General features: G+C 74.0%; 22 protein-coding genes and 5 pseudogenes. 16 read left to right on the top strand and 11 right to left on the bottom strand.

Going from position 1 to position 26880, the window contains the following annotated elements; translation table 11 throughout:
* The first annotated feature begins 10 nt into the window (after nucleotides 1-10).
* The 3 genes from BJF86_RS00675 to BJF86_RS18460 are packed head-to-tail and all read left to right on the top strand — an operon-like array spanning nucleotide 11 to nucleotide 2921.
* Nucleotides 11-1501, top strand: a complete 1491-nt coding sequence (locus tag BJF86_RS00675) for a sensor histidine kinase (RefSeq protein WP_075816565.1) — start codon at nucleotides 11-13, stop codon at nucleotides 1499-1501.
* A gap of 44 nt (nucleotides 1502-1545) precedes the next feature.
* Complete coding sequence (locus BJF86_RS00670; protein ID WP_237768015.1) at nucleotides 1546-2703, top strand: S1C family serine protease; 1158 nt, start codon at nucleotides 1546-1548, stop codon at nucleotides 2701-2703.
* Nucleotides 2697-2921: a PDZ domain-containing protein gene (locus BJF86_RS18460; protein ID WP_237768014.1), complete on the top strand. Its 225-nt coding sequence runs from the start codon at nucleotides 2697-2699 to the stop codon at nucleotides 2919-2921. Before BJF86_RS00670 ends, BJF86_RS18460 begins: the two co-directional genes overlap by 7 nt.
* Before the next feature lie 117 nt (nucleotides 2922-3038).
* Here BJF86_RS18460 and BJF86_RS00665 read toward each other — a convergent pair.
* A pseudogene (locus BJF86_RS00665) lies at nucleotides 3039-4741 on the bottom strand (ABC-F family ATP-binding cassette domain-containing protein).
* 144 nt (nucleotides 4742-4885) lie between these two features.
* On the opposite strand from BJF86_RS00665, the gene BJF86_RS00660 reads away from it, so the two are divergent.
* The 4 genes from BJF86_RS00660 to BJF86_RS18455 all read left to right on the top strand — a co-directional run bounded on the left by BJF86_RS00660 (nucleotide 4886) and on the right by BJF86_RS18455 (nucleotide 8818).
* Entirely contained in the window at nucleotides 4886-6175 is a 1290-nt protein-coding gene (locus BJF86_RS00660) for an NAD-dependent epimerase/dehydratase family protein (RefSeq protein WP_075816564.1), read from the top strand.
* 20 nt (nucleotides 6176-6195) lie between these two features.
* Entirely contained in the window at nucleotides 6196-7383 is a 1188-nt protein-coding gene (locus BJF86_RS00655; protein ID WP_075816563.1) for a glycosyltransferase family 4 protein, read from the top strand.
* 152 nt (nucleotides 7384-7535) lie between these two features.
* Complete coding sequence (locus BJF86_RS00650; protein WP_237768013.1) at nucleotides 7536-8393, top strand: Nramp family divalent metal transporter; 858 nt, start codon at nucleotides 7536-7538, stop codon at nucleotides 8391-8393.
* Nucleotides 8360-8818 carry a hypothetical protein gene (locus tag BJF86_RS18455; RefSeq protein WP_237768012.1) on the top strand — a complete coding sequence of 153 codons (459 nt, stop codon included), beginning with the start codon at nucleotides 8360-8362 and terminating at the stop codon, nucleotides 8816-8818. The genes BJF86_RS00650 and BJF86_RS18455 overlap by 34 nt, the downstream gene beginning before the upstream one ends.
* 45 nt (nucleotides 8819-8863) lie before the next feature.
* On the opposite strand, the gene BJF86_RS00645 is transcribed toward BJF86_RS18455, so the two are convergent.
* Nucleotides 8864-9169 carry an MTH1187 family thiamine-binding protein gene (locus BJF86_RS00645; RefSeq protein WP_075816562.1) on the bottom strand — a complete coding sequence of 102 codons (306 nt, stop codon included), beginning with the start codon at nucleotides 9167-9169 and terminating at the stop codon, nucleotides 8864-8866.
* Nucleotides 9170-9668: 499 nt separating this feature from the next.
* Here BJF86_RS00645 and BJF86_RS00640 point away from each other — a divergent pair, with 499 nt between their 5' ends.
* Nucleotides 9669-11297, top strand: coding sequence for a HelD family protein (locus BJF86_RS00640; RefSeq protein ID WP_237768011.1), 1629 nt, complete (start codon nucleotides 9669-9671; stop codon nucleotides 11295-11297).
* A 106-nt stretch (nucleotides 11298-11403) separates the two neighbouring features.
* Here the strand turns inward: BJF86_RS00640 and BJF86_RS00635 are convergent, their stop codons facing one another.
* On the bottom strand, nucleotides 11404-12390 hold the full coding sequence (locus BJF86_RS00635; protein ID WP_075816561.1) for a glycosyltransferase family 2 protein: 987 nt from the start codon (nucleotides 12388-12390) through the stop codon (nucleotides 11404-11406).
* Complete coding sequence (locus tag BJF86_RS00630; protein WP_143553612.1) at nucleotides 12387-13940, bottom strand: hypothetical protein; 1554 nt, start codon at nucleotides 13938-13940, stop codon at nucleotides 12387-12389. The genes BJF86_RS00635 and BJF86_RS00630 overlap by 4 nt, the downstream gene beginning before the upstream one ends.
* Nucleotides 13941-14036: 96 nt before the next feature.
* Between BJF86_RS00630 and BJF86_RS19435 the strand changes: the two genes are divergently transcribed.
* Nucleotides 14037-14714, top strand: coding sequence for a hypothetical protein (locus BJF86_RS19435; protein WP_075816559.1), 678 nt, complete (start codon nucleotides 14037-14039; stop codon nucleotides 14712-14714).
* 243 nt (nucleotides 14715-14957) lie between these two features.
* Here the strand turns inward: BJF86_RS19435 and BJF86_RS19695 are convergent.
* Nucleotides 14958-15536: pseudogene (locus BJF86_RS19695) on the bottom strand (phosphotransferase family protein); the annotation flags it as partial.
* A gap of 384 nt (nucleotides 15537-15920) precedes the next feature.
* On the opposite strand from BJF86_RS19695, the gene BJF86_RS19690 reads away from it, so the two are divergent.
* From BJF86_RS19690 to BJF86_RS00605, 3 genes and pseudogenes are all read left to right on the top strand, one after another.
* Nucleotides 15921-16592 (top strand): hypothetical protein, encoded by a 672-nt coding sequence (locus tag BJF86_RS19690; protein ID WP_075816610.1) that lies wholly within the window; start codon nucleotides 15921-15923, stop codon nucleotides 16590-16592.
* A 473-nt stretch (nucleotides 16593-17065) separates the two neighbouring features.
* Nucleotides 17066-18558, top strand: a pseudogene (locus tag BJF86_RS00615) (class I tRNA ligase family protein); the annotation flags it as partial.
* The gene (locus BJF86_RS00605) at nucleotides 18555-20024 is read left to right on the top strand and encodes a bifunctional folylpolyglutamate synthase/dihydrofolate synthase (protein WP_075816556.1); all 1470 of its coding nucleotides are present in this window, start codon (nucleotides 18555-18557) and stop codon (nucleotides 20022-20024) included. The pseudogene BJF86_RS00615 and the gene BJF86_RS00605, both read left to right, overlap by 4 nt.
* Here BJF86_RS00605 and BJF86_RS19685 read toward each other — a convergent pair.
* The 6 genes and pseudogenes from BJF86_RS19685 to BJF86_RS18450 all read right to left on the bottom strand — a co-directional run bounded on the left by BJF86_RS19685 (nucleotide 20021) and on the right by BJF86_RS18450 (nucleotide 24092).
* The gene (locus BJF86_RS19685) at nucleotides 20021-20383 is read right to left on the bottom strand and encodes a hypothetical protein (RefSeq protein ID WP_414819922.1); all 363 of its coding nucleotides are present in this window, start codon (nucleotides 20381-20383) and stop codon (nucleotides 20021-20023) included. The two genes, BJF86_RS00605 and BJF86_RS19685, sit on opposite strands and share 4 nt — an antisense overlap.
* A gap of 63 nt (nucleotides 20384-20446) precedes the next feature.
* Nucleotides 20447-20686: pseudogene (locus BJF86_RS19680) on the bottom strand (sucrase ferredoxin); the annotation flags it as partial.
* A 341-nt stretch (nucleotides 20687-21027) separates the two neighbouring features.
* Nucleotides 21028-22314, bottom strand: coding sequence for a cupin domain-containing protein (locus tag BJF86_RS00595; protein WP_143553610.1), 1287 nt, complete (start codon nucleotides 22312-22314; stop codon nucleotides 21028-21030).
* Entirely contained in the window at nucleotides 22311-22613 is a 303-nt protein-coding gene (locus BJF86_RS18085; protein WP_187345576.1) for a hypothetical protein, read from the bottom strand. Before BJF86_RS18085 ends, BJF86_RS00595 begins: the two co-directional genes overlap by 4 nt.
* Before the next feature lie 101 nt (nucleotides 22614-22714).
* Nucleotides 22715-23464, bottom strand: coding sequence for a DUF305 domain-containing protein (locus BJF86_RS00585; protein ID WP_075816553.1), 750 nt, complete (start codon nucleotides 23462-23464; stop codon nucleotides 22715-22717).
* Nucleotides 23461-24092, bottom strand: a pseudogene (locus BJF86_RS18450) (DUF3105 domain-containing protein). Before BJF86_RS18450 ends, BJF86_RS00585 begins: the two are co-directional and overlap by 4 nt.
* 112 nt (nucleotides 24093-24204) lie before the next feature.
* On the opposite strand from BJF86_RS18450, the gene BJF86_RS18445 reads away from it, so the two are divergent.
* The 4 genes from BJF86_RS18445 to BJF86_RS00560 form a co-directional block, all read left to right on the top strand.
* Entirely contained in the window at nucleotides 24205-24612 is a 408-nt protein-coding gene (locus BJF86_RS18445) for a DUF4233 domain-containing protein (RefSeq protein WP_237768010.1), read from the top strand.
* 1 nt (nucleotide 24613) lies between these two features.
* Nucleotides 24614-25450 carry an undecaprenyl-diphosphate phosphatase gene (locus BJF86_RS00570; protein ID WP_075816552.1) on the top strand — a complete coding sequence of 279 codons (837 nt, stop codon included), beginning with the start codon at nucleotides 24614-24616 and terminating at the stop codon, nucleotides 25448-25450.
* 37 nt (nucleotides 25451-25487) lie between these two features.
* Nucleotides 25488-25928: a nucleoside-diphosphate kinase gene (ndk, locus tag BJF86_RS00565; RefSeq protein ID WP_075816551.1), complete on the top strand. Its 441-nt coding sequence runs from the start codon at nucleotides 25488-25490 to the stop codon at nucleotides 25926-25928.
* 327 nt (nucleotides 25929-26255) lie between these two features.
* A partial coding sequence (locus BJF86_RS00560; RefSeq protein ID WP_143553609.1) for a hypothetical protein occupies nucleotides 26256-26880 on the top strand: 625 nt, incomplete at its 3' end.

Below are 26880 nucleotides of genomic sequence, written 5' to 3'. Positions count from 1 at the left end.
CACCCCTCCCGTGCTGCAGCACCTGCGCCGCGCCGCCTACTCCAAGCTCCACCGGCTATCCCTGACCCGACGTCTGGTGACCGTGCTGGTCCTGCTGGTCCTGGCGGCCTACCTGCTCACCACCTCGGTCACGATCACGATGCTGCGCGGCTACCTCGTGGACCGCGTGGACGCCGACCTGGAGACCTACATCGACCCGCTCGCGGAGCGGGTGTCGGCCCAGCTGCTGGAGGACGCGACCGGCCAGCAGAGCTCCAGCGCCGAGCTGTGGCTGCCGCCGAACTCCTACTACATCCTGCTCACCCCGGGCGAGCGCTCCTCGCGCACGATCACCCTCGCCTCCCGCGGCATGGACGACACGCCGGACCTGCGCCGGGTCGACCTCGACGACGACCGGCTCGGGACACCGTTCACCGTCGGCAGCACCGAGGGGGTGGGGACCTGGCGGGTCCTGGCGGTGCCGCTCGACGAGCGGCAGGACGTCTTCACCGGCACCATCGCGGTCGCGCTGCCGCTGGACGAGGTCGACAGCACCGCCCGGCAGCTGGCCTTCCTCACCGTGGTCATCGGCCTGACCACGATGGTCGTCGTCGGGGTGCTCGGGTGGTTCGCAGTGCGCCGCGCCTTCCGCCCGCTGAGCCGGATGGAGGACACCGCGGCGGCGATCGCGGCCGGCGACCTCACCCGGCGCATCCCGCCGCCCGGGGCGCGGGACGAGGTCGGCTCGCTCTCGGAGTCGCTCAACGGGATGCTCGCCCGCATCGAGCACTCGTTCGCGGTGCGCGAGGCCTCCGAGCAGCGGATGCGGGACTTCGTCGCGGACGCCTCGCACGAGCTGCGCACCCCGCTCGCGACGGTCAAGGGGTATGCCGAGCTGCACCGCTTCGGCGCCATGACCGACCCCGAGGACGTCGCCGGGGCGATGCGCCGGATCGAGGACGAGGCCACCCGGATGACCCGGCTCGTCGAGGACCTGCTGACCCTGACGCGGTGGGACTCGCAGCCGGAGATGACCCCCACCCGGGTCGACCTCACGGTGCTCGCGTCCGACGTCGTGCAGGACGCGCGGGTGCGGGCGCCGCAGCGCGCGGTGCGGCTGGTGCCGCTGGACGGGACCGAGCCGGACGCCGCACCAGTCGTGACCGGCGAGGACGGCGCGCTGCGGCAGGTGCTGACCAACCTCGTCGCCAACGCGCTGGCGCACACCCCGGACGGCACCCCGGTCGAGGTGGCCGTGGGCCGCACCGGGGGGCGCGTCGTGGTGGAGGTGCGCGACCACGGGCAAGGCCTGTCCGACGGCACGGCCGACCGCGTCTTCGAGCGGTTCTACCGGGCCGACAAGTCTCGGAGCCGGGCCTCCGGCGGCACCGGGCTGGGGCTGGCGATCGTCGCCGCGATCGTCGGGCGCCACCAGGGGTCGGTGCGGCACACCCCGACGCCCGGGGGTGGCGCGACCTTCCGGGTCGAGCTGCCCGCGGACCGGCGTCCAGGGAACTCATAGCCTCTACCCAGGCTCCCCTGACGTCGACGTGATGTCATCGGACCATGACGACGCCACAGCACGACCCGCAGGACCGGAGCGCCGACCACGCGTCCCGGGCTGACGCCACCGGCCCCATCCACCCGGATGCCACCGCGCCGGTCCCCCGGGCCGAGGATTTTCGGGCCGAGGAGTCGCACGCCGAGGGCTCCCGGGCCGAGAGCCCCCGGGTCGAGGCATCCCAGGTCGAGACCTCCGCGACCCAGGCTCCCCCCACGGCGCCCCCGGCCGCCCCCCGCCGGGAGCGCCGACGCATCGGCGACATCGCGGTGGCGAGCGTGCTCGCGGCGCTGCTCGCCTCCGGCGGCACCTATGCCGCCATCCAGCTCGCCGACGACGGCTCCGGGCAGGCGGCGCAGGAGAGCGCCCAGGAGACGGAGGACGAGCAGGCCTCCGGCGACGCCGAGGGCACGACCGTGTCGCTGACCGGCGAGCAGGACTGGGCCTCCGTGGCCGACGCGGTGACGCCGAGCACCGTCTCCATCGCCGTGGCCGGCGCCCAGGGCGAGGGCTCGGGGTCAGGCGTGGTCTGGGACGACGAGGGTCACGTCGTCACCAACGCCCACGTCGTGGAAGGCGCCCAGGAGGTGCAGGTCACGCTGCCCGACGGTCGCTCCTACTCCGCCGAGGTCGTCGGCAGCGACCCCTCCAGCGACCTCGCCGTGCTGCAGCTGGACTCGGTGCCGGACGAGCTCACCCCGATCGCGGTCGGCGACGACTCCGCGCTCGGCGTCGGCGACCCGGTCATGGCTGTCGGCAACCCGCTCGGCCTGTCCGGCACGGTCACCACCGGCATCGTCAGCGCCCTGGACCGGCCGGTCACCACGCAGGGCTCGAGCCAGAACCCCGCCGACCCCAACTCCGCGGTCTTCACCAACGCCATCCAGACGTCGGCGGCCATCAACCCGGGCAACTCCGGCGGGGCCCTGGTCAACGCGGCCGGCGAGCTGGTCGGCATCAACTCCTCGATCGCCTCGCTGGGCTCGGCGATGGGCGGGCAGAGCGGCTCCATCGGCATCGGCTTCGCGATCCCGTCGAGCAAGGTGCAGCTCATCGCCGACCAGCTCATCGAGACCGGCACCGCGACGCACGCCTTCCTCGGGGTGGGCCTGGACGACGCCACGGCCGAGACCGAGGGCGCCACCGTCTCGGGCGCGTGGTGACCCAGGTCGAGCCGGACTCGCCGGCCGCCGAGGTCGGGCTCGAGAGCGGCGACCTCATCGTCGGCATCGACGACGAACCCATCACCAGCTCCACCGCCCTGGTCGGCCAGGTGCGCGAGCGCGGCGCCGGCGACGAGGCGACGATCGCCTACATCCGGGAGGGCGAGCGGGCCGAGGTCACCGTCACCCTGGTCACCCGGCCGGACGAGGAGGGCTGACAGCCCCCACGTCATCTGAGCGCCGGTATGTCACTCAGGAGCCTCCTCGAGCAGGCTGCTGAGTGACATACCGGCGCTCGGTGCGGCCGAGACCCGGGAACGACGCCGGTATGCCCGCTACCGGGCGCGATCGACCCTGGTCTCCTCCCACACCGGTCCGTCGGTCTCCCGCACCCGCCCGTCGGCGCCGAAGACGACGAAGCGGTCGAAGGAGTCGGCGAACCACCGGTCGTGGGTGACCGCGAGCACCGTGCCCTCGAAGGCCTCCAGGCCCGCCTGCAGCGCCTCGGCCGAGTGCAGGTCGAGGTTGTCGGTCGGCTCGTCGAGCAGCAGCAGGGTCGCGCCGGAGAGCTCCAGCAGCAGGATCTGCACCCGCGCCTGCTGGCCGCCGGACAGCGAGTCGAAGCGCTGCTCGCCGGCCCGGGCCAGCTCGTAGCGGTCGAGCACCCGCGCGGCCTCCTGCTGCGGCATACCCCGCCGGTGCTCGTCGCCACGGTGCAGGATCTCCAGCAACGTCCGCCCGCGCAGCTCCGGGTGGTCGTGCGTCTGGGCGAACCAGCCGGGCCGCACCCGGGCGCCCAGCCGCGCCACGCCGGTATGCCCGACCGGCGCCGGCACCACGTCACCGACCGGCCGGTGCTCCGGCTCGGGGTCGCTGCCACCGGCCGCGAGGAGCCGCAGGAAGTGCGACTTGCCCGAGCCGTTGGAGCCGAGCACCGCGACCCGGTCGCCGTACCAGACCTCCAGGTCGAAGGGCCGCATCAGCCCGGTCAGCTCGACGGCCTCGCAGATCACCGCCCGCTTGGCGGTCCGGCCGCCGCGCAGCCGCATCCGCACCCGCTGCTCGTGGGCGACCGCCTCCGGCGGCCCCGCCTCCTCGAAGCGGCGCAGCCGGGTCTGGGCCGCCTGGTACTGGCTGGCCATGTCGGCGTTGTAGGCCGCCTTGGCCTTGTAGCGCAGCATGAGCTCGCGCAGCTTGGCGTGCTCCTCGTCCCAGCGGCGCCGGGCCTCCTCCAGCCGCGCGTTGCGCTCCTCGCGGGCCTGGTGCCAGGTCGCGAAGCTGCCCGGGTGCACCCACAGCGTGCTGCCCGCCGCGCCCGGCTCCAGCGTCGCCACCCGGGTCGCGGCTTGCGCGAGCAGCTCCCGGTCGTGGCTGATCAGCAGGATGGTCTTCGGGCTGGCCCGCAGCTGCCCCTCCAGCCAGCGCTTGGCCGGGACGTCGAGATAGTTGTCCGGCTCGTCGAGCAGCAGCACCTCGTCCGGCCCGCGCAGCAGCGCCTCCAGCGCCAGCCGCTTCTGCTCCCCGCCCGAGAGCGTGTCGGTGCCCCGCCACTGCGCCTGCTCGAACGGTATGCCCAGGGCCGCCACCGTGCACACGTCCCAGAGCGTCTCCTGCTCGTAGCCGCCGACGTCGGCCCAGTCGGCCAGCGCCTGGGCGTAGGCGAGCTGGGCCGGCTCGTCGTCGACGGTCATGATCGCCAGCTCGGCGGCTTCCAGCGCCCGCGCCGCGTCCCGGATCCGCGCCGGCGCCACCGACACGAGCAGGTCGCGCACCGTGGGCGGCTCGGCCCCGGCGGCGGTGTCCCGCCCCATGGTGCCGATGAACTGCGGCATCACCCCCAGCCCGCCGCTGCGCGAGACCGAGCCCTCGTGCGGGCGCAGCTCGTCGGCGACGATCCGCAGCAGCGTGGTCTTGCCGCTGCCGTTCGGTCCCACCAGGCGACCCGTGCCCCGTCGCCGAGGCGCAGGCCGATGTCGCGCAGCAGCGGCCGGCCGTCGGGGAGCGTGTAGCCCACCGCGGCGACGTCGACGTGTCCCATGCACCCATCGTGCCTGGTCCGGCCCGGGCGCCCCAGCCCTTTTCACCGCGCCGCCAGCCGCGGCACACGGCATACCCGGGCGGCATTGATACCTTGACCCCCACGCGCCGACCGGTGCGTGCCCGACGGCAAGGAGCTCCCCACGTGTTGATCGCTGTGCTCGGCGGCGACGGCTTCTGCGGCTGGCCCGCGGCGCTGCACCTGTCCGACCTCGGCCACGAGGTCGTCATCGTCGACAACCTCGTCCGGCGCCGGATCGACGAGGAGCTCGGGGCGCAGTCGTTGACCCCCATCGCCGGCATCGAGGAGCGGCTGGCCGCGTGGCACGAGGTGTCGGGGCAGCAGATGCGCTTCCGCGACATCGACCTGGCGCAGGACTACGACGGGCTGCGCTCCTTCCTCGAGACCGAGCGCCCGGACGTGGTCGTGCACTTCGCCGAGCAGCGCTCCGCGCCCTACTCGATGAAGTCGCCGCGGCACAAGCGCTACACCGTCGACAACAACACCGGGGCCACCCACAACCTGCTCTGCGCCCTGGTCGAGACCGGGCTGGACGCGCACCTGGTCCACCTCGGCACCATGGGGGTCTACGGCTACGGCACCGCCGGTATGGCGATCCCCGAGGGCTACCTCGACGTCCAGATCACCGGTGACGACGGCGCGCAGGTCGACCAGCAGATCCTCTACCCCACCAACCCGGGCTCGGTCTACCACATGACCAAGTGCCTGGACCAGCAGCTCTTCGCCTACTACGCCAAGAACGACGCGCTGCGGATCACCGACCTGCACCAGGGCATCATCTGGGGCACGCACACCGACCAGACGCTGCGCGACGAGCGGCTCATCAACCGCTTCGACTACGACGGCGACTACGGCACCGTGCTCAACCGCTTCCTCATGCAGGCCGCGGTCGGCTACCCGCTCACGGTGCACGGCACCGGCGGCCAGACCCGCGCCTTCATCCACCTGCGCGACATGGCGCGCTGCGTGCAGATCGCGGTCGAGAACCCGCCCGCCCGCGGCGACCGGGTCAAGATCTTCAACCAGATGACCCAGACCCACCGGGTGCGCGACCTCGCCGAGCTGGTGGCGCGGATCAGCGACGCCGAGGTCGAGCTGGTGCCCAACCCGCGGCACGAGGCGGCGGAGAACGAGCTGCACGTGCACAACGAGACCTTCCTCGACCTCGGCCTGGAGCCGACGCTGCTCGAGGAGGGCCTGCTCATGGAGGTCGAGGACGTCGCCCGGCGGTATGCCGACCGCGCCGACCTCGAGAAGATCCCGTGCACCTCGACCTGGACCTCGGCCCAGGAGGCCGGCGTCCCGGCCTCCCGCGCAGCGCTCGCCGGGGCGGGTGCCGCCGTATCCACCGAGGGCCGAGCCGAGGGCAACCCAGGAGACCGCGCCGGGGACCGCGCGGAGCATCCCGCCTGACGCGGGCCCAGGCATACCCCATGCGGATCGCGCTGTTCACCGAGGTCTTCCTGCCCAAGGTCGACGGCGTCGTCACCCGCGTCACCCGCACCCTGGACCAGCTGACCGAGCTGGGGCACGAGGCGCTGGTCTTCGCCCCGGGCGAGCCGCCGACCCACCACGGGCCGCACCGCGTCGTGAAGGTGCGCTCGGTGTCCTTCCAGCCGTGGTACCCCGAGATCATGGTCGGCCTCCCGACCGCCCGCATCGCCCGCGAGATGCAGGCCTTCCACCCCGACATCGTGCACGCGGTGAACCCGGTGTGGCTCGCGGCCTACGGCGTCATCTCCGCCCGCCGCCGCAACCTGCCGCTGCTCGCGAGCTTCCACACCGACGTGCCGTCCTACACCACCCGGCTCGGCAACGGGCTCTCGCTGCTGCGCGCGCCGAGCCAGGCCTGGATCACGGGGATGCACAACCTCGCCGAGGTCAACCTGTGCACCTCCGCGCAGATGGTCGCCCGGGCGCGGGAGGTCGGGATCCGCGAGGTCGACCTGTGGCCCAAGGCGGTCGACACGGTGACCTACCACCCCTCGCGGCGCACCCGCGAGATGCGCGACCTGCTCACCGGGGGCCACCCCGAGGCGCCGCTCGTGCTCTACGTCGGGCGGCTGTCGCGGGAGAAGGACCTGGACCAGCTGCTGGAGCCGATCCGCGAGCTGGCGGCCGAGGGGGTGCGGCTGGCCTTCGTGGGGTCCGGGCCGGCGCGGGAGGAGCTGGAGCGGCTCTTCGCCGGGACGCCGACGGTCTTCACCGGCTACCTCGCCGGGCAGGAGCTGGCCGCGGCCTACGCCAGCGCCGACGCCTTCGCCTTCCCCTCCACCACCGAGACGCTCGGGCTGGTCGCGCTGGAGTCGATGGCCAGCGGCGTGCCCGTGGTCGGCGCGCGGGCCGGGGGGATCCCCTTCGTCATCGAGGACGGCGTGACCGGCTTCCTCGTCGAGCCCGGCGACACGGCAGGGTATGCCGACCGCCTCCGCCGGGTGCTCCTCGAGCCCGAGCTCAAGGGCCGGATGGGCGCGGCCGCGCGGGCCGACGCGCAGACCCACTCCTGGAGGGCCTCGACCGAGTCGCTCGTGGAGTCCTACGAGCTGGCCGTGCAGCGGCACCGGGGCCGGCGGCCGGTCGTCAAGCCGCTGCGCGCCCGGCAGCACCGCGACCTGCGCTGAGCCCGGCCGTTCCGGGAGTGTGGTCGGCCTGCTGGAACCTTCATCGCCCTGCAGAGCGATGAAGGTTGGATCAAGCCGACCGCACTCCCGGCGCGAGGTGGCTCCAGGTCGGGAAGGCCGCAGCGAGCCGCCGCGGTGCTAGCGTGCGGGCCATGGTGATCGACGGGGACTCCACCACGACGGGGCACGAGCGCTCCGCGCGGTCCACCTGGAGCAGCCGGTGGGCGGCGATGGGACCGGGGCTGCTGGCGGCCTCGGCCGCGATCGGCGCCTCCCACCTCATCTCCTCCACCCAGGCCGGGGCGCTCTTCGGCTGGCAGCTGGTCTGGCTCATCGTCCTGGCCAACGTGCTGAAGTACCCCTTCTTCCGCTTCGGACCGCAGTACGCCGCCGAGACCGGACGCAGCCTGGTCGAGGGGTATGCCCGGCGGGGGAAGGCATACCTCTGGGTGTTCTTCGTGCTCGCCGCCGTGTCCTCGGTCATCTCGACCGCCGGCGTCGCGCTGCTGTGCACCGTGATCCTCGCCTACCTGCTGCCCGCGTCGTGGGGCCTGGGCGTGCCCCTGCTCGCGACGGTGCTGCTCGGTGTGACCCTCGTGCTGCTCGTCGGCGGCCACTACAAGGCCCTCGACGGCGTCACCAAGATCATCATGCTCACCCTCGCCCTGTCGACCGTCGTCGCGGTGGTCATGGCGGCGGGCCAGGGAGCGGTCCGGCAGCCCGGCTTCGAGGACCCCTCCCCCTGGACCCTCGCGACCCTCCCCTTCCTCGTCGCGGTCATCGGCTGGATGCCGGCGCCGATCGAGATCAGCGCGCTGAACTCGCTGTGGGTCAAGGCCAAGGCCCAGGGCGCCGGCTCGCGGTGCGCGACGTGCTTTTCGACTTCAACACCGGCTACGTCGTCTCCACCGTGCTCGCGGTCTTCTTCATCGGCCTCGGCGTCTTCGTGCAGTACGGCAGCGGCCAGGAGCTGCAAATGGCCGGCGGCGCCTACATCCCGCAGCTCATGAGCATGTACGGCGCGGCCATCGGGCAGTGGGCGGTGCCGCTCATGGCGCTCATCGCCTTCGCCTGCATGTTCGGCACGGTCATCTCGGTCGTTGACGGGTATGCCCGCGCCTGCGCCGAGTCGGTGCGGCTGCTGCGCTCGCGACCGGAGATGAGCAGCCGCTCCAAGGATCTGTGGATCACCGGGATCTCGCTCATCGCGCTGGCGATCGTCGTGTGGATGAGCGCGTCGCTGGCCGACATGCTGCGCTTCGCGATGGTCAGCGCCTTCCTCACCGCGCCGGTCTTCGCGTGGCTGAACTTCTCGATCATCCGCAGCGAGCGCCAGCTGTCCGGCACCATGCGGGTGCTGTCCTACGTCGGCCTGGTCTTCCTCGTCGGCTTCACGCTGCTCTTCCTGGCCTCGCAGTTCGGCCTGCTCGCCTGACCTCGAGGATCTCGGTCGGCAGTCGCGCAGCGCCGGACGCGGGACTCAGCCGTCGGCGAGGCGTTCGGTGACGCGCTCGACCTTCTCGGTGAGCTGACCGGTATACCCCGGGCGCAGGTCGGCCTTGAGCACCAGCGACACCCGGGGCGAGTGCTCGCCGACGGCGTCGCAGGCCGCCTTGATGACCGGCATCACCTCGTCCCACTCCCCCTCGATCGTGGTGAACATCGAGGTCAGCTCGTAGGGCAGGCCGGAGTCGCGGACGACCCGGAGGGCGTCGGCGACAGCTGCGCTCACCGAGCCGGAGTCGTCGGCGGCCTGGGTCGGGGCGACGGAGAAGGCGAAGAGCATGGGGATCACGCTATCCCTGCCCTGTTGGACGAGGTGGCGCTGCCCCTGCTCACCGGTGACGGGCTCTGGTCGAGCGGACGGCAGGCGCCGGAGGAGTATGCTCGCCCCTCCTCCCCCCTCCCGACGCCACGACGAGGTGAGCCGTCATGCCCGCTGCCCCCACCCACCCTCCTGATCCGCAGGCCGACCTCGCCGCCGAGCAGGCCCACCTGGCCCGCGCCCGCGACGAGCTCACGCGCATGCGCGAGCACACACTCAGCCTGACCGCCGACGGAGGCGACGCCCTCGCCGGTGAGGCGCTGGCGCAGACACTCTGGCTGCGCGCGAAGGCGCTGCAGGACGACCCCGGCACCACGCTGTTCTTCGGCCGGCTCGACACCGCCGAGGACGCGCTCTACATCGGCCGCCGGCACGTCTCCGACGCGGACGGCGACCCCGTCGTCGTCGACTGGCGGGCCGGGGTGTCGACACCCTTTACCGCGCCACCCCGACCGATCCCATGGGCGTCCAGCGCCGGCGCCGCTTCGGCGTCGAGGACGGCCAGATCACCGCGCTGGAGGACGAGTGGCTGGGGACCGGCGAGCCCGGGGAGAGCGGTGGCAGCGGCATCCTCGCCCGCGAGATCGAGCGACCGCGCATCGGGCCGATGCGCGACATCGTCGCCACCATCCAACCGGAGCAGGACGAGATCGTCCGCGCCGACGTCGCCACCACGCTGTGCGTGCAAGGGGCACCGGGCACCGGCAAGACCGCCGTCGGGCTGCACCGCGCCGCCTGGCTGCTGTATGCCTACCGCGCCCGGCTCGCCCGCTCCGGCGTCCTCGTCGTCGGGCCCAACCGCGCGTTCCTGGAGCACGTCGGCGCGGTGCTTCCCTCGCTCGGGGAGATCACCGTGCGACACACCACGGTCGAGGAGCTCGTCGCCGACGCCACCGGCGCGACGGTCCGCTCGACCGACAGCACCGAGGTCGCGCGGCTCAAGGGCGAGGCACGCATGGCGGAGGTCCTGCGCGCCGCGCTCTGGGGGCAGGTGTCCAGCCCGACCGAGGCGCTGGTGGTGCCGCGCGGGTCCCGCCGGTGGCGGGTCCCGGCATACCAGGTGCAGGAGATGGTCGAGGAGCTGCGCACCCGCGGCGTGGGGTATGCCGCCGCCCGCGCGATGCTGCACCAGCGGCTCGCGCACGCGGTCATGGTGGCGATGGAGCGCTCCGGGGACGCGCCGGACGACCGGGTGCAGGACAGCGTCGCCCGGTCCGCGCCGGTGAAGGCCTACGTCAAGGACCTCTGGCCGCAGGTGAAGCCGGCCGCCGTGCTCGCCGGGCTGCTCACCACCGGTGAGCACCTGGCCGACGAACAGCGCGCGATGGTGTGGGAGCGGCCCCCGCGGTCGGCGGCCTCGGCCCGGTGGAGCGCGGCGGACCTCGTGCTGCTCGACGAGCTCACCGACCTGGTCGACCGCACCCCGAGCCTGGGCCACGTCGTGCTGGACGAGGCGCAGGACCTCTCGCCGATGCAGCTGCGGGCCGTGGGGCGGCGTGCCTCGACGGGCTCGCTCACCGTGCTCGGCGACCTCGCGCAGGGCACGACGCCGTGGTCGACGACGTCGTGGGAGGAGTCGCTGCACCACCTGGGCAAGGAGCTCTCGGCCGGGTCGACGCACCTCGAGGAGCTGGTCCGTGGCTTCCGTGTGCCGTCGTCGGTCATCGAGTTCGCCGCCCGGCTGCTGCCGTCGATGGCCCCCGACCTCGCGCCGCCGGAGTCGGTGCGGTCCAACCCGGGACGGCTCGACGTCGTGCAGGTCGAGGACGCTGTGGAGGGCGCCGTGCGGGCCGTGCAGGAGGCGGCCGCGCACGAGGCTCGGTGGGGGTCGTGGCGCCGGACACGTGGGTGGGCCGCGTCGGGGACGCGCTCTCGAGGGCAGGGGTCGGGCACGAGGTCATGGACGGCGAGCACGCCGACGACACGCTGCGACTGCGGGTCTTCCTCGTCCCCGCGACGGTCGCCAAGGGGCTGGAGTTCGACCAGGTGGTCGTGGTGGAGCCCGCGGCGATCGCCGCCGCCGAGCCGGATGAGCGGACCGGCCTGCGCCGGCTCTACGTCGTGCTCACCCGCGCGGTCAGCGGGCTGACGGTGGTGCATAGCGAGCCGCTGCCGGACGCCCTCGCCGTCTCTTCTGCGAGACCGACGTCGGCCTAGCACGACCTCCATCGCGAAGTTCGCCGATGACGGTCGTGCTATCCCGTGGTCGGTCCGGGCGGGGGCGGCGGCTCCTGCCCGCTGAGGCTGTCGTGCGCCACGTAGTACGTCGGCCGGCCGAGCTGCATCGTGTAGGTCCGCCCGACGTACTCCCCCAGGATCCCCAGGCACAGCAGCTGCACCCCGCCGACCGCGGTCACCACCATGAAGGTCGAGGTCCAGCCGGGCACGTTGAGGCCGACGGCATACCCCACCAGCGCGTAGACGAGCAGCCCCAGCGCGACCACGGCCCCGACGAAGCCCAGCCACGTCGCGAGCCGCAGCGGCGCGATGCTCGCCCCGGTGATGGAGTCCAGCGCGAGCCGCACCATCGAGGAGAGGGGGTACTTCGAGCGCCCCGCGGCCCGCGCGTCGCGACGGTAGGTCAGCACGCCGGAGGGGAAGCCGAGCGAAGGGACGACCAGGCGCAGCACCCGGTGGTGCTCGGGCAGCGCGGTGACCGCCTCGACCGTGGCGCGCGACATCAGCCGGTAGTCGCCGGCGTTGGACGGCCCGTGGTCGGCGCCCAGCCGCCGCATCGTGTCGTAGTAGCCGCTGGCCGTGACCCGCTTGAAGCGCGTGTCGGTCGTGCGGTCGTCGCGCACGGCGTAGACCACGTCCAGCGACTCCGCGCGCGCCAGCCGCACCATGTCCGCGATGAGCTCGGGCGGGTCCTGCAGGTCGGCGTCGATCGTGACCACCAGCTCCCCACGGGCGCGCTCCAGCCCGGCGGAGATCGCGGCCTGGTGCCCGGCGTTGGCGCGCAGCCGGACGACCCGCAGCTGGGCCCAGGTATGCCGCTCGCGCGCCAGCAGCACCGGGGTCGCGTCGCTGCTGCCGTCGTCGACCGCCACGACCTCGTAGCCCAGCCCCAGCCCGTCGAGCACCGGCCGCAGCCGCTGCACCAGCAGCGGCAGGACGTCCTGCTCGTCGAACATCGGCACGACGACGCTCAGCGCGATCGGGCCGGCCTGCGGTGCGCTCATCGGGCCTCACGGGTCGCGGTCGGGTGGTCGGCCGATCCTAGCCCGGCGCGCAGCAGGACCAGCAGCAGCACGGGGACCAGCGCGAGCACGTAGCGCGGTCGCGCCTCGAAGATCAGCAGGTATGCCGTCAGCCCGCCGAGCGCGAGCGCCCAGGTGGTGAGCAGCGGCTCGGCGCGGGCCCGCAGGAGCACGGCCCCGGTGAGCAGGACGACCGCGACCCACAGCCCCTGCACCACCCCCGCCCGCTCGTCGTAGAGCTCGCCGGCGCCCCTGCTGGCCGCGGTCACCCCCGACAGCGACCCGGGCAGGCTGCTCGCCTGCCGGCTGTCGGCGCCCTCACCGTGCGCCCAGAAGGTCCCGTCGCCCCAGACCCACAGCGCCTTGGCGCCGAAGAACCGCAGGTTGCCGACCAGCCCGCGCCCGCCGACCTGATCCCACGCCTGGGCCCGCAGGTCGGCCGCACGGGTGGCGGGGTCCATCGCCGCCGTGGCCTCGACCTGGTCCTGGCGGTAGGCGCCCCACCGGCGCACCGGCGAGTCCTCGGCGGAGTCCCAGGTGCCCATCGCCAGGAAGTGCTCCGGCGGGAAGGGCGCCTCCACCTGAGCCAGCCGCTGTGCGTCCAGCCCGGTCCCCCGCGCCGAGGCCCCGTCGAGCAGCGCCACGGTGCCCCACGAGACGGCGCCGAGGAGAGCCACGGCGACGACCCGTCGCCACTGCCGCGACCACAGCACGACCAGCACGAGCGCGATCGCGAGCACGACGATATACGGCTTGAGCGCGACGCCCAGCCCGAGCGAGACCGCCCCGGTCAGCGCCCACGGCCAGCTCCACCCGGCAGCGCCGCCGCACCGCACCATCGCCAGGGCCGCGACCGAGACCGCCGCGGCCGCCGGGAGGTCGGTGTAGGGCACGGCGACGTTCGGCGACAGGCCCACCAGCACCAGGACGAGCGCCTGCACCGGCAGCACGGCCCGCGGGTGACCGAGGAGCTGGGCGGCGCGGCCGAGCGACCACAGCACCACCCCGACGCACAGCACGTGCGGCAGCAGCACCGCGCCCAGCGCGGGCAGCGAGACGACCGAGCCCGCCTCGACCGCCACCTGCTCCAGCCAGAGGAGACGCACGTTGTGCGGGTAGCGCGCGTAGTAGGTCAGCGCCTCGGCAGGCAGCGGCTCCCCCGCGGCGAGCGTCGCGGCGCTGGAGAAGATCCGGCGGGCGTCCCAGCCGAAGGGGATGAGCGCGAGCGCCGCGTGCGCCCCGGCCAGCAGCGTGCCCGCCGCGGCACCGGCCCAGAGGGCCCCGGACCGCGCCTCCCCTCCCCCCACGCCTGCGCCGGGTCGGAGGAGCGACCGCCCGAGGAGCACGAGGACCAGCAGCGACACCCCCGCGGCCACGCGGACCACGACCGGCGGGAAGACTAGCCAGCCGTTCAGCGGTGTCACCAGCGCGACGACGGCCGCCACCAGGAGCCCCACAGCGAACGCCCGTTGGAGCAGCAGAGCCATCCCCCGGTCGGCGCCCGTGAGCCGCCCCGACCCCTGACCTGTCATGCTGACAGCGTAGGCAGCGGCGGGTCCCGCCTCGCACCACCTGGGCGGACGGCATACGGTAGGCCGCAGCAGACTTCCCGCACACGAGGAGAGCACATGCACCCCACGCACATCCCGCTCCGGGTCGCCACCGGCGCGTTCATCCTGAACTCCGGCATCGGCAAGCTCAAGGCCGGTGAGGAGGAGGCCGAGCAGATGCACGGCTGGGCCTCCAGCGTCTACCCGGTGTTCAAGGACATGAAGGCCGGCGACTTCACCAAGGCCCTGGCCTACGCCGAGATCGGGCTCGGTGCTGCGCTGCTGCTGCCGACCGTGCCGTCCGCCGTCGCCGGGGCCGGCCTGGCCGCCTTCGGCGTCGGGCTCACCGGGCTCTACCTCAAGACCCCGGGCATGACCCAGGAGGACGGCATCCGACCCACGCCGGACGGCATCGGGCTGGCCAAGGACGTGTGGCTGGTCGGCGCGGGCCTGACGCTGGCCACGCAGTCGTTCCTCTCCGGCACCAAGCACGCCGCGCAGTCGGTCGCCGACGGTGTCGGCAACGCCGCCGGTGCCGTGGCCGGAGGTGTCACCGGCGCGGCCGGTGCCGCGGCCGCCGGGGTCACCGGCGCGGCCAGCTCGGTCGGCCACGGCCTCGCCGACGCCGTCGGCGTGAGCGGCAAGGGCAAGGCCAAGGGCACGCTGAAGGGTCTGTCCAAGGGCGCCCACACCGCCCGCGAGGACCTGTCCGAGGCGCTCGCCGACCTCGCGGACTCGCTGCTCGGCAAGCGCTGAGTCAGCCCAGCCACCTCTCGAGCCGTCGCGCAGCTGCGCGGCGGCCTCGAGGTATGTCGTGCGCCGTGCGGGGTCGGTGGCGGCTGCCGCCACCCGGTGCAGGTGCGGCTGGATGAAGAAGGTCTCGTGCAGCAGCCAGACCTCGCGGCGCACCAGCAGCGGCCCGAGGTCGACCGGGGCCCCGAGCCGCTCGCGCTCGCGGGCGTAGGCCTGCGCCTGGGCGCGGACGCGGCGCTCGTCCATCGGGGCGTACCACGGGTCGGCGTGCACCGGCCCGCCGGAGAACGCCAGGTCCCGCGCGGGGTCGCCCACGTGGGCCCACTCCCAGTCGATGAGCCGGGGGACACCGCCGTTTACGACGACGTTGCTCAGGCAGGCGTCGCCGTGGACCAGGGCGGGCTCGACCGAGCCGAACGCCGGGAGGCTCTGCTCGCTGCGGCGCAGCACCGCGGGCCAGAGCGGGTCCAGCACGGCCGCCGGGCCCGGCTCGTGCTCGCGCCACCAGTCGCGCGCGGCGTGCGCGGCCGCCACCGGGTCCGGGGCTGCCGGTGCGGGGAGTCCCTCGGTGCGACCGCCCACGTGCAGGCGGGCCAGGGCGCGGGCGAGGGCCGCGAGGAGCTCGTCGGTCCAGTCGGCGGGGGCGCGCACCTCACCCGGGACCGCCGTGCTCACGAGGTATGCCGTGGGGTCGCCCTCCGTCGGCAGCCGCACCGCCACGGGGCGGGCGGCGAGGTCGGCGTCCGCGGGCACCCGGGTGAGCAGGTCCAGCTCGGCGTCCAGGCCGAGTGGCAGCTCGTGCACCGGCCGGTGCGGCACGCGCACGGCCAGACCTGGCTCGACCTCCCACACCGCGCACGACTCGCCCCGCCCCAGGAGGCGCACCTGCGGGCGCCTGGCGGCACGGCATACCCGGCGGTGGTGAACCACCCGGGGTGGGCGGCGGCCAGGTCGGCGACCCCCTCGGCGTCCAGCTGGGTCGGCAGCACCGCCCGATCGTCGCACGGCACGCCGTCCCGTCCGTGGGTCACCACCCCGGCGCCGGTGGGGCGTGCCGCCCGCGGACGTCGAAGGCGGCTCGGGCCCTCAACCGTGCGTCTCGTCGGACGGGCACCACGCGGGCGCATCTCGCACGATGCGCCCGCGGAGTCGCGTGCTGCCCGTCGGGGCGCACGCGGGCGTCGCCCTGGCTCGTGCCAGAGTGGCCGGGTGACGCACCCCGCCGAGGCCCTGCTCGACCGCTGGCTCGCCGACGCCGCCCTGCTCGCGCCCGAGGCGGGCCGCGACCTGTGGCTGGCGGAGGGGTCGCTGCTGCTGCGCGGCTGGTCCGAGCCGCAGCGGCGCTACCACACGACCGAGCACCTCACCGAGGTCCTGGCCGCCCTCGACGAGCTGCAGGAGGCCGGTGCGGTCGACGCGGACGAGGCGCTCGTGGCGCGGACCGTCGGGTGGTACCACGACCTCGCCTACGACCCCCGCGCCAGGCCCGGCAGCAACGAGCACCGCAGCGCCACCTTGGCCCGCGACCACCTGCACCGCCTCGGCGTCGACGACGGCACGGTCGACGCCGTCGAGGCCGGCGTGGTCATGACGCTGGACCACGAGGGTCCCGGCGAGGGTGGTGCCGCCACGGACGCCGTCCACGACGCCGACCTCTGGATCCTCTCGGCGCCGCCCCCGCGGTATGCCGCCTACCGCGCCCAGGTCCGCGAGGAGTACGCCCACGTGCCCGAGGACGCGTTCCGCGCCGGCCGCCTCGGGGTCATGGGGCCGCTGGCCGGGCGCGAGCGGCTCTACCGGACCGGGCACGCGCACGAGCACTGGGACGCCCGCGCCCGGGCCAACCTGCAGGCCGAGCTGGCGGAGCTGCGGCGGCCCTGAGCGCCCACGCCGCTTCGGTGGGGCTGCGGCGGGCCTGAGCGCCCACACCGCTGCGTTGGGGCTGCGGCCAGGTGGCGAGCAGGGACGTCACCTCATCTGTCCTACGTGTCACACGCGCCCCGCACTGCGGAGACGTTGCCAGACGCCGGGGGACATCACCCCGGCTCGCGTGACTTTCCCCGCAGCGGGATGTCTATGGGGCGAGCGTGATCAGGTGAGGTCGACGGCCCGGCCGGACACCACCGGTCCCGCACGCCACACGCGCCCCGCACCGCGGAGACGTGTCCCGACGCCGGGGAAATCACCCCGGCTCGCGTGACTTTCCCCGCAGCGGGATGCCCGAGGGGTCCGTGTGACTCATGTGGCACAGCTCCCGCCGGTGGCGGTGCCTCACCCACGGACGCCGAGCCCGTCGGCGGTGCGACCCGCGGGCACCCCGAGCACGACCTGCGTAGGCCCACCCCCGAGGCCCGACCCTGCACATCCTCGCGACCGCGCTCTTCGACCGGCCCGCCTTCTCGACCTGCCTGTCCCACGGCATCGTGCTCGGCAGCGACGGGCAGAAGATGAGCAAGTCGCTGCGGAACTACCCGGACGTGCGGGAGGTCTTCGACCGCGACGGCGCCGACGCGATGCGCTGGTTCCTCATGAGCAGCCCGATCCTGCGCGGCGGCAACCTCATCGTCACCGAGCAGGGCATCCGCGACGGCGTGCGCCAGACGATGATCCCGCTGTGGAACGCGTGGTACTTCTTCGGGCTCTACGCCAACGCCGCCGGGTACCAGGCGCGGTGGTCCACGGACTCCGAGCACGAGCTGGACCGGTACATCCTCGCCAAGACGCGCGAGTTCGTCGAGGCGGCGCAGGCCGCCTACGACGGCGACGAGATCGCGGTCGCCGCCGAGGTCATCCGCGACTTCGTCGACGTGCTCACCAACTGGTACATCCGGCGTTCCCGCGACCGCTTCTGGGCCGAGGACGAGTCGGCCTTCGACACGCTCTACACCGTGCTCGAGATCACCTGCCGGGTCGCCGCGCCGCTCCTGCCGCTCCTGACCGAGGAGGTATGGCGTGGGCTCACCGGCGGTGAGTCGGTGCACCTCACCGACTGGCCGGAGGTGGGCGACCTGCCCGGCGACGCCGGTCTGGTGGCCGCGATGGACACGGTGCGCGAGGTCTGCTCGGCGGCGCTCGGGATGCGCAAGGCGCAGGGGCTGCGGGTGCGCCTCCCGCTGCCACGGCTCACGGTGGTGCTGCCGGACTGGGAGTCCTTCACGCCGCCGGGCAACCGGTCCCGGGCCCGGATGGTCACGCAGGTCGTCATGGAGGAGGTCAACGTCCGGCAGCTCACCGTGCTGGACGCGAACGACCCGGACGCGCTGGCCGATCTCCAGATCGAGCAGCGGCTCACCGTCACGCCCGGGTCGCCGGGCCCCGTCTCGGCAAGCAGGTGCAGGCCGCGATCAAGGGGTCCAAGTCCGGCGACTGGTCCGTCGGCGACGACGGCGCGGTCACCAGCGGCGGCATACCGCTGCAGGAGGGCGAGTTCACCCTGGAGACGGTCGTGGGCGAGTCCGCCGACGGCGCCTCGTCGTCCGCGACCGCGCCGCTGCGCGGCCACGGCGGCGGCTTCGTCGTGCTCGACACCGAGGTGACCCCGGAGCTGGAGAAGGAGGGTCTGGCCCGTGACCTGGTCCGCGCGGTCCAGGGCGCCCGCAAGGATGCCGGGCTGGACATCAGCGACCGGATCAGCCTGACCGTCGTCGGTGACGACGAGGTGTGGGACGCCGCGATGGCCCACCAGCAGCTCGTCATGAGCGAGACGCTCGCCGTGCAGTTCGGGGCGGCCGGGGCCGGGCAGCCGCTGCCGCCGGCCAAGGACGGTGCGCACTCGGGCACCGCCGACCTGGGCGGTGGGCATACCGTGCAGCTGCTGATCAGCCGACGCGAGGAGGCAGGACGATGAGCGACAACATCTTCGCCGGCGACGACGGCAGCACCGAGCTGCCGCTGGACCCGGGCGGCGCCGTACCCCCCGCCGAGGAGGGCTCGCCCCGGGCGCCGGAGGCGACGTCGCCCGAGCTGCTGGCGCGCTACGCCGAGGTCAGCGAGGCGATCCTCGCGCGCACCCCCGAGCACATGCCGCAGCCCACCCTGCACCGGGTCGCCCGCGTCATGGAGCTCATGGGTGACCCCCAGCACAGCTTCCGGATGATCCACCTCACCGGCACCAACGGCAAGACCTCCACCGCGCGGATCACCGAGCGGCTGCTGCGCGAGATGGGTCTGCGCACCGGCCGGTTCACCAGCCCGCACCTGCACGACATGCGCGAGCGGGTCAGCATCGACGGGGAGCCGGTCTCGATCGAGGCCTTCCTCGCCGCCTACGACGACGTCCTGCCCTTCGTCGAGATGGTGGACGCCGAGAGCATGGCGTCGCCGGACGAGGCGGACCGGGTCCGGATGACCTACTTCGAGGTGATCGTCGCCCTCGCCTACGCCGCCTTCGCCGACGCCCCGGTCGAGGTCGCCGTCGTCGAGGTGGGCCTGGGCGGTGTCTGGGACGCCACCTCGGTCGCCGACGGCGACGTCGCGGTCCTCACCCCCGTCGCGCTCGACCACACCCGCCTGCTCGGCTCGACGCTGGAGGAGATCGCGGGCGAGAAGTCGGGGATCATCAAGGCCGACGCCCTGGCGGTCGTGGGGGTGCAGGAGCCGGAGGTCATGCAGGTCCTCACCGAGCGTGCCGAGGAGGTCGGAGCGCAGATCCACGCTGAGGGCGTCGCCTTCGGGATCCTGGCCCGCGAGGTCGCGGTGGGCGGGCAGCAGCTGTCCGTACGCGGCCTGGCCGGCGACTACACCGACCTGTTCCTGCCGCTCTTCGGTGCCTACCAGGCGCACAACGCGGCGATGGCGATCGCCGCCGTGGAGGCCTTCGTCGGGGGTGGCGAGCAGCCGCTCACCGACGAGGTGCTGCGCGCGGCGCTGGCCGACGTCAGCTCGCCGGGCCGGCTGGAGATCGTCCGGCGCTCCCCGACGGTCCTCGTGGACGCGGCGCACAACCCGGCCGGGGCCGCGGCGCTGGTCGAGGCGGTGCGGGAGTCCTTCACCTTCACCCGGCTCGTCGGGCTGCTCGCGGTCCTCGAGGACAAGGACGCCGAGCACATGATCCAGGCGCTGGAGCCGGTGCTGGACCACGTCGTAGTCTCCCGCACCACCTCGCCGCGCGCCATCCGGCCGCACCGTCTCGGCGAGCTGGTCGCGGAGTACTTCGGCGAGGACCGGGTGACCGTCGTCGCCGACCTGCCGGACGCCCTCGACGTCGCGGCCGGTCTCGCCGACGACGGCGGGGTCGGGGGCGCGGTGCTCGCGACGGGCTCGGTGACGACCGCCGCCGAGGTCCGTGAGATGCTCGGCCGGCAGACCGCCTAGCGGCTGGCGACGGCCTCGGCGGACAACGCGCTCCAGCCGGTCACCTCGGGGATGCGCACCGCGCCGGCCCGCGGGGCACGACAGGTGAGCCGTTGCGGAGCGGCCAGGCGCTCGACCCCGGTGGCCCGCCAGGCACCCTGGCCGCGCACCCTCACGTCGGTGTGCCACCGGCCGACCACGGGGGCAGCGCCGTCGTCGCGGTCGTCCCCGGCGGGGGCCTCGACCGGCAGCTCCACGGGGGCGCCGAGCGGGTGCACCGCGTCCCACGGCACCTGCCACCGGGCCAGGGCCGCCAGCACCGCGCTCTGGACCACGCGGTGCTGGCCGAGGGCCCCTCGCAGGTGGGCGACGCTGGGCACGCCCTCACGATGGTCGCGCACCAGCCGGGCGGCCGTGCCGGGGTCGAGCGCGCCGTAGCAGGCGCCGTCCGGCAGGACGAGCAGGTTCGCCGCGAAGCGGTCGCCCCCCGTGTGCGAGCACTCCCAGGTCTGGTCCGGCCAGGCCTCCTGCAGGGCCGCGGCCACCGGCCGTCCGCGGACCGCGCAGCAGACGTCCTTGCGGCCGTGGGTGCAGACCAGCAGCAGCTGCTCGTCGTCGGCCGAGGCGTCGGTGAGGCCGACGGGCTCGGCGGCAGTCGCGCGCGCGGCCGCCTCCCCGGCCATCTGACGCAGCCGCGCCGTCCCGGTGAGCAGCTCGGCACCGGAGCTCCAGGCACCGCGCACCACTCGCGACCCGGGAGGGGCGCCCGGGTCGACGGCATACCAGCGCCACGGTCCGACCCGCCGGTGCTGCTCGCCCGGCCGCCGGATGAGCAGCACCCTGGCCCAGGCGGCGGCGCTCTCCCGGGCCACGTCGTCCCGCACGTCGTCCGGGAGGGCCTGGAGGGCGTCGAAGGGCCACCCTCCCGGCACCTCGACCAGCAGCAGCCGCGGCTGCGGGGGTGCGGTCCCTGGCAGCGGGTCCGCGCGCTCCCGTGCGGCGTCCGAGCAGCGGAAGCTCTCGGTCATCGGTGCCCGGCGCCCGACCCGGGCACGACGGCGATGCCGCGGGTCAGCAGCCCGCGCGCGAGCTGCAGCGCGGCGTCCTCGTCGAGGCCCGCGGCGCCGCCGAGGTCGCGCACCGTCACCGGCCCGCCCTCCAGCAGAAGCTCCAGGGCCGGGCGGTAGGAGGCCGGCAGGGTGAACGCCGCGACGCGCGAGGTCACGGTCACCCGCTCGTCCTCGCCCTGCAGCTGGGCCACGAGATGGGGGCGCAGCAGGATCTCGTCGTCGACGGTCAGGGACTGGGCCGCCGCGACCTGCGCGAGCGGCCGCACGGCCGAGGGTCGGGCGCTGCCCCGCTGTCGTGCGTGCAGGGTCGCGGCCAGCTCGTCGGCCGGCAGCTCCCGCAGCCGCCGCAGCAACGTCTCGCGCACCTGCTCGACGTCGTCGTGCCAGCCGCCCGGATCGGAGAGGTCCACGCCCAGGGGCAGGCTGCGGCGCACCTCGTCCTCGGCGCCGAGACCGGCAGCGACGAGGTCCAGCGCCGAGGTCGCCAGGTGGTGCCGGGTCCAGGCGTGCACGCCGATGGTCAGGTGCGTGCTGACCTCGCCCATCGCCCGGGCCGAGTGGATCCAGCCGCGGGGGAGGTAGAGGCAGTCGCCAGGCTCCAGGGTCGTCTCGAGGTGGGCGGGTCGCTGGGCGGCGGCAGCCACCTCCTCGCGTCGGTCGGTCCACGGCTGGCTGCGCAGCGGCTGCGGGAGCACCGGCTCGCGCAGCGACCAGCGCTTGGTCCCGGAGATCTGCAGCACGAAGACGTCGTGCACGTCGTAATGGTCGTCGAAGCCCTGGTTGGCCGCCGGGGTGACGTAGGCGTTGACCTGCACCGGGCTGCCGAGGTCGGCGGCCAGGTCGTCGGCGAGGACGCGGATCGGCGACCACGTGCGGTGCAGGCCCTGGAGGACGATCGTCGCCCCGTCGGCGAAGAGCCGGAGCAGCTTGCTGTCGTCGACCTGGTCCGGCATCCCGGCGCCGGTGCCGCCCGAGGAGGTGAAGGCGCTCTCCGGCAGCGTGGACCCGTCCTTGGCGACCCGCAGGAACGGGGTGCGCAGCCCGCGCTCCGAGACGAGATCGTCGACGGCGTCCAGTGAGAAGAGGTCGTCGAAGGTGTCACCACCGCGGTCGGCGACCGCGGCCAGGTGGAGGGTATGCCCCCAGTGGTCCCGTGCGAAGTCCTCCGGGGACAGCGAGCCGAGCAGTCGGGTGAGGGCCGGTCTCCCGGCCCTCACCCCGTGCGATCCGACGTCGGTCACTCGGCGGGACCGTCGGCTCCACCGTCGCCACCCGGGCCGGCGTGGCCGTCTGCGCCGCCATCGGCTCCGCCGTCACCGCCGGGGCCGGCGTGACCGTCGGCTCCACCGTCACCACCGGGGCCCGCGTGACCGTCCGCGCCGCCGTCGGCTCCGCCGTCACCGCCGGGGCCGGCGTGACCGTCCGCGCCGCCGTCGGCTCCACCGTCACCGCCGGGGCCCGCGTGACCGTCGGCGTCGCCGCTGGCGGCCTCGGTCGCCTCCGGCACGTCCTGGAACGGGTCGTTGTCCTGCGTGCTCATGTCGTCCACCCTTCTGTCGATGGTGCTGCCGCGAGGTCCACGGCCTCGGCACGAGCATCCTGCGTGGCCCACCGGCGTGCAACCGGAGGTGCCCTGCCCGCTCAGTGGTCGTGACCGCCCGGAGGCTCGCTCGGCGAGGTCGCGTCCCCCGTGCCTCCGGAGGCCGCGTCCTGCTGCTCCACCCAGGCGTCGACGTCCTCCCGCGGCGCGGCGTCCCGCTCCTCGAGCATGTCCTGCATGAGCAGGACCTCGCCTACCTGCGCGTCCACCATCTTCTGCGCGGCGAGGAGCACCTCCGGCTGCTGCGCCTGGTCGACCGCGGCCTGCGCCATGTCCACGCCGGAGAGGTGGTGCGTGGTCATGAGCTGGAGGAAGAGCACCTCGGCCTCCTCGCCCGAGGCCTCGCCGAGCTCCTGGATCTCGGTGGGGGAGGCCATACCGGGCATGGGCACGCCCGCGGGCAGGTCGGCCGTGTCGCCGTGGTCCATCCCCTCCATCGACGTTCCCGCCGACGACATCCAGGCCATCCGCTGCTCGCCCCGGGCCCGCGGCAGCCCCCAGTCGTCGAGCCAGGTCCCCATCATCCCGCGCTCGTAGCCCTGGTTGTTGCTGATGTCGACCGCCAGCCGGCGCACCGCCTCGTCCTCGGTCCGCTGCATGACCAGCTGCGACATCTGGACCGCCTGCGCGTGGTGCTCGCTCATGTCGCGGGCGAAGCCGGCGTCCGCGCCGTCGTCCGGGGGGGTCCGCTCGCCGAAGGCCAGCCACCCCACGAGGGCGCCCAGGCACAGCGCCACGATGGTGACGGCGGCGAGCGCAGGGGCACCGAAGGTGCGCCACCGATCGGTCATCCGCGCTCCACGAGGTCCGTGCTCGTCCCGCTCGTGCACGCGGCACCGAGCTCGGGGGTGTCTGGCGCCTGCTTGTACTCCCGCACGAAGGCCTGCAGCAGCTTCTCGTCCGCCGAGTCCAGCTCGAGCTGGTGGTTCCAGGAGGTCGCCATGACCGGCGACTCCTGGTCGCGACCGGACTGACCAGCATGTAGTCCTCGTCGCCGAGGGCGGTGATCACCTCGACCTGCTCCGCCGGGAGGTCGGGCTGGTAGGTCAACCAGACGGCCCCGTGCTCGAGCGAGTGCACGGCGTGCTCGGTCGGGACCTCTTCGGCGTAGACGCCGCAGTTCCACCAGGCCGGGTGGTGCGGGCCGCCCGGCGGCACCGCGGAGTCGTAGTCGATCTGCTCGGTGCGGTGGTCCGCGGCGGTGTTGTCGAAGTCCTCGACCGCCGACAGGTCGGCCAGCGCGGGCGAGTCCCGCACGACCGCGAAGACGACCGCGCCCACGATGAGGGCCACGACGGCGACCACCGAGCCCCAGATCAGCACACCGCGGCGTCGCTCGGCGGCGGCGCCGGCTTTCTGGATCTTGGCCGCCTTCGCGGCGCGGTCGGAGGCCGCGGGCTTGCGGTCGGGTCGGGGCATCGGTGCGCTCCTGTGCGGATCGGTCGAGCTGGGGGTGCCGTACCCAGGGTATGCCGTCGGGCTGGCGGGTTGCTGGGAAGCCTCCCAGGCTGGGTCTGCGACACTGACGGGCGTGACCCCCGGCACCCTCACCCGACGTCTGTGTGCCACGACACTGCTCGCCCAGGCGATGTCGGTCTTCTTCGGCACCCTCGTGGCCTGGCGCCTGGCCGGGACGACCGGGGACCCGCGGGCAGGGGCATACCTCTGGGGCGGGCTCGTGCTCACCGCTCTGTGCGTGCTCGCCGCCGGTGCGCTGCGCAGCCGGGTCGGGATCCTCTTGGGCTGGCTCGCGCAGTTCCTCACCCTGGCGGCCGGGCTCGTCCTGCCGGCGATGCTCGTCGTGGCCGGGCTCTTCGGTTTCCTCTGGTGGCTGTGCCTCAGCCAGGGGACGCGGATGGATCGGCTCACGGCGCAGCGGCAGGCGCAGGCCGGCGACCCGGCGACCGACAACACCGTGACCGACAGGGAGATCGAGTGAGATGGACCTGCTGAGCGCGATCGTGCTGGGGATCGTGCAGGGGCTGACGGAGTTCCTGCCGATCTCCTCCAGCGCGCACGTGTCGATCGTCGGGCGCCTGCTGGGCGACGACGGCGCGGACCCCGGTGCCGCGTTCACCGCGATCACCCAGCTCGGCACCGAGGCGGCCGTACTCCTCTACTTCTGGCGCGACATCGTCCGGATCGTCCGCGCCTGGTTCGCCGCGCTCGCCGGGCGCATCCCCCGCGACGACCCGGACGCCGTGCTCGGCTGGTGGGTCATCCTCGGCACCTTCCCCATCGGGATCCTGGGCCTGCTGCTGCAGGACTGGATCGAGACCGACCTGCGGAGCCTGTGGATCACGGCGACCATGCTGCTCGTCTTCGCGCTGGTCATCCTGGCCGCCGAGCGGGTGGGGCGTCAGGAGCGCGAGCTGCACCAGCTCACCTGGAAGCACGGCCTCGGCTTCGGCCTGTGGCAGGCGCTCGCGCTGGTCCCGGGCGTCTCCCGCAGCGGCGGCACCATCGCCGGCGGCCTCTTCATGGGCTACACCCGCGAGGCCGCGGCCCGCTACTCCTTCCTGCTCGCGATCCCGGCCGTGCTCGCCTCCGGCGGGCTGCAGCTGGTCAAGGTCGTCACCGGGGACGCCATCGGGTCGGGGACGGGATGGGGCGCCATCGCGGTCGCCACGATGCTCGCCTTCGGCGTGGGGTATGCCGTCATCGCCTGGTTCATGCGCTACATCACCACCCACACCTTCACGCCGTTCATGGTCTACCGGATCGTGCTGGCCCTCGTCCTCTTCGGTCTGCTGGGCCTCGGCGTGCTCGAGCCCTGACGTCGAGCAGCCGCCGCGACGGCCTACGCTGGGGCCCGTGACCGACACGACCGCCGCGCAGACCGAACGCTCCCTCGTCCTCGTCAAGCCGGACGGCTACCGTCGCGGCCTGTCCGGGGAGGTGCTGCGTCGCATCGAGGCCAAGGGCTACACGCTCGCGGCCCTCGCCGTGCTCACCCCGACCCGGGCGCAGCTCGAGCAGCACTACGCCGAGCACGAGGGCAAGCCGTTCTACGAGCCGCTGCTGGAGTTCATGTCCTCCGGCCCGGTCACCGCCGCCATCATCGAGGGCCACGGCTGCATCCCCGGCTTCCGGTCCCTCGCGGGGGCCACCGACCCGACCGCGGCCGCCCCGGGCACCATCCGCGGCGACCACGGCCGCGACTGGGGGCTCAAGGTGCAGCAGAACATCGTGCACGGCTCGGACAGCCCGGAGTCCGCGGAGCGCGAGATCGACATCTGGTTCCCGCAGGGCTGAGCGCGGGACCGTCGCCCCCCGCTGGGCACGGTCACCAGGGGATAGCCGGCCACCGCCGCGTAGGGCGAGGTCACGCCGAGGACGTTGTCGCCGTTGACCAGGTCGGTCATCCACGCGGGCCCGCCGGTCGGGGCGACGGGGCGTCCGGCCAGGGCTCGTGGCTCCTGGACTCCTCGGCGCCGGACGGCACCGTCCAGGGAGCAGAGGCCGGGCCGGCCGCGCGGATTCGTCACGATCCGATGTATCTGTGCGGTGAAGGGGTGCTCTGAGGGCCACCTGACCCCTAGGCTGGGGCCCGCAGGGGACCGAGCCGGCCAAGGAGGCCTGATGACCCAGCGGGACGCCGTCGAGCTCTTCCTGCCCCCCGCGCTGCTGCGCCGTCACGACGCACGGCTCCTCGACCCGTCCACCGCCGCCCGGGAGCGGGCTCGTGACGGGTCGGCCCTCGCTGCACCGTCGGCGACGGCATACCGTGCCGGCCGGCTGCTGGTGAGCGGGTTGCTGGGTCTGTCCGCCGTGGACCGCATCGCCGAGCTGGAGCGTGTCCTGCGCGCGGCCGGGTTCGAGGTGTCCCTGCGCCCCGACGTCGCCGACGAGGCCTTCACCCGGTGGCTGCTGCTGGCGGTCGAGACCGGGGCCGAGGACGGGGGTGGCAAGGAGTTCGAGCAGGTCCGGAGCGCGCCGATGGGTCCGGACGACCCGGTGACCCGCATCGACCCCGGGCTGCAGGTGGGTGCCCTGGGCGTCCGCGAGCTGGACGCCGGGTATGCCTCACGGGTGTTCGTCGTGCCGGGCGAGGGGGTCCGGGAGCCCGACCCGTGGAAGCTGCTCCTGGCCGCGCGGGCGGCCGGGCTGAAGAACGTGGACCTGGAGCACCTCGTCGTGCCCGGGACCGGAGGGCTCTACTGGGGTGGGCAGACCGGGCGGGCTCTAGCTGGGGCGGCCGAGACGG

Source organism: Serinicoccus sp. CNJ-927 (genome assembly GCF_001942435.1).
Classification (GTDB): domain Bacteria; phylum Actinomycetota; class Actinomycetes; order Actinomycetales; family Dermatophilaceae; genus Ornithinicoccus; species Ornithinicoccus marinus.
This window is presented reverse-complemented; position numbering and strand designations above follow the sequence as displayed.

Bases quoted from the DNA above. Each gene is read 5' to 3' on its own strand.
- BJF86_RS00670 (WP_237768015.1), top strand. From the start codon at position 1,546: ATGACGACGCCACAGCACGACCCGCAGGACCGGAGCGCCGACCACGCG.
- BJF86_RS00655 (WP_075816563.1), top strand. From the start codon at position 6,196: ATGCGGATCGCGCTGTTCACCGAGGTCTTCCTGCCCAAGGTCGACGGC.
- BJF86_RS00650 (WP_237768013.1), top strand. From the start codon at position 7,536: ATGGTGATCGACGGGGACTCCACCACGACGGGGCACGAGCGCTCCGCG.
- BJF86_RS18455 (WP_237768012.1), top strand. From the start codon at position 8,360: ATGGCCGGCGGCGCCTACATCCCGCAGCTCATGAGCATGTACGGCGCG.
- BJF86_RS00645 (WP_075816562.1), bottom strand. From the start codon at position 9,169: ATGCTCTTCGCCTTCTCCGTCGCCCCGACCCAGGCCGCCGACGACTCC.
- BJF86_RS00640 (WP_237768011.1), top strand. From the start codon at position 9,669: ATGGGCGTCCAGCGCCGGCGCCGCTTCGGCGTCGAGGACGGCCAGATC.
- BJF86_RS00635 (WP_075816561.1), bottom strand. From the start codon at position 12,390: ATGAGCGCACCGCAGGCCGGCCCGATCGCGCTGAGCGTCGTCGTGCCG.
- BJF86_RS00630 (WP_143553612.1), bottom strand. From the start codon at position 13,940: ATGACAGGTCAGGGGTCGGGGCGGCTCACGGGCGCCGACCGGGGGATG.
- BJF86_RS19435 (WP_075816559.1), top strand. From the start codon at position 14,037: ATGCACCCCACGCACATCCCGCTCCGGGTCGCCACCGGCGCGTTCATC.
- BJF86_RS00605 (WP_075816556.1), top strand. From the start codon at position 18,555: ATGAGCGACAACATCTTCGCCGGCGACGACGGCAGCACCGAGCTGCCG.
- BJF86_RS18085 (WP_187345576.1), bottom strand. From the start codon at position 22,613: ATGAGCACGCAGGACAACGACCCGTTCCAGGACGTGCCGGAGGCGACC.
- BJF86_RS00585 (WP_075816553.1), bottom strand. From the start codon at position 23,464: ATGACCGATCGGTGGCGCACCTTCGGTGCCCCTGCGCTCGCCGCCGTC.
- BJF86_RS00570 (WP_075816552.1), top strand. From the start codon at position 24,614: ATGGACCTGCTGAGCGCGATCGTGCTGGGGATCGTGCAGGGGCTGACG.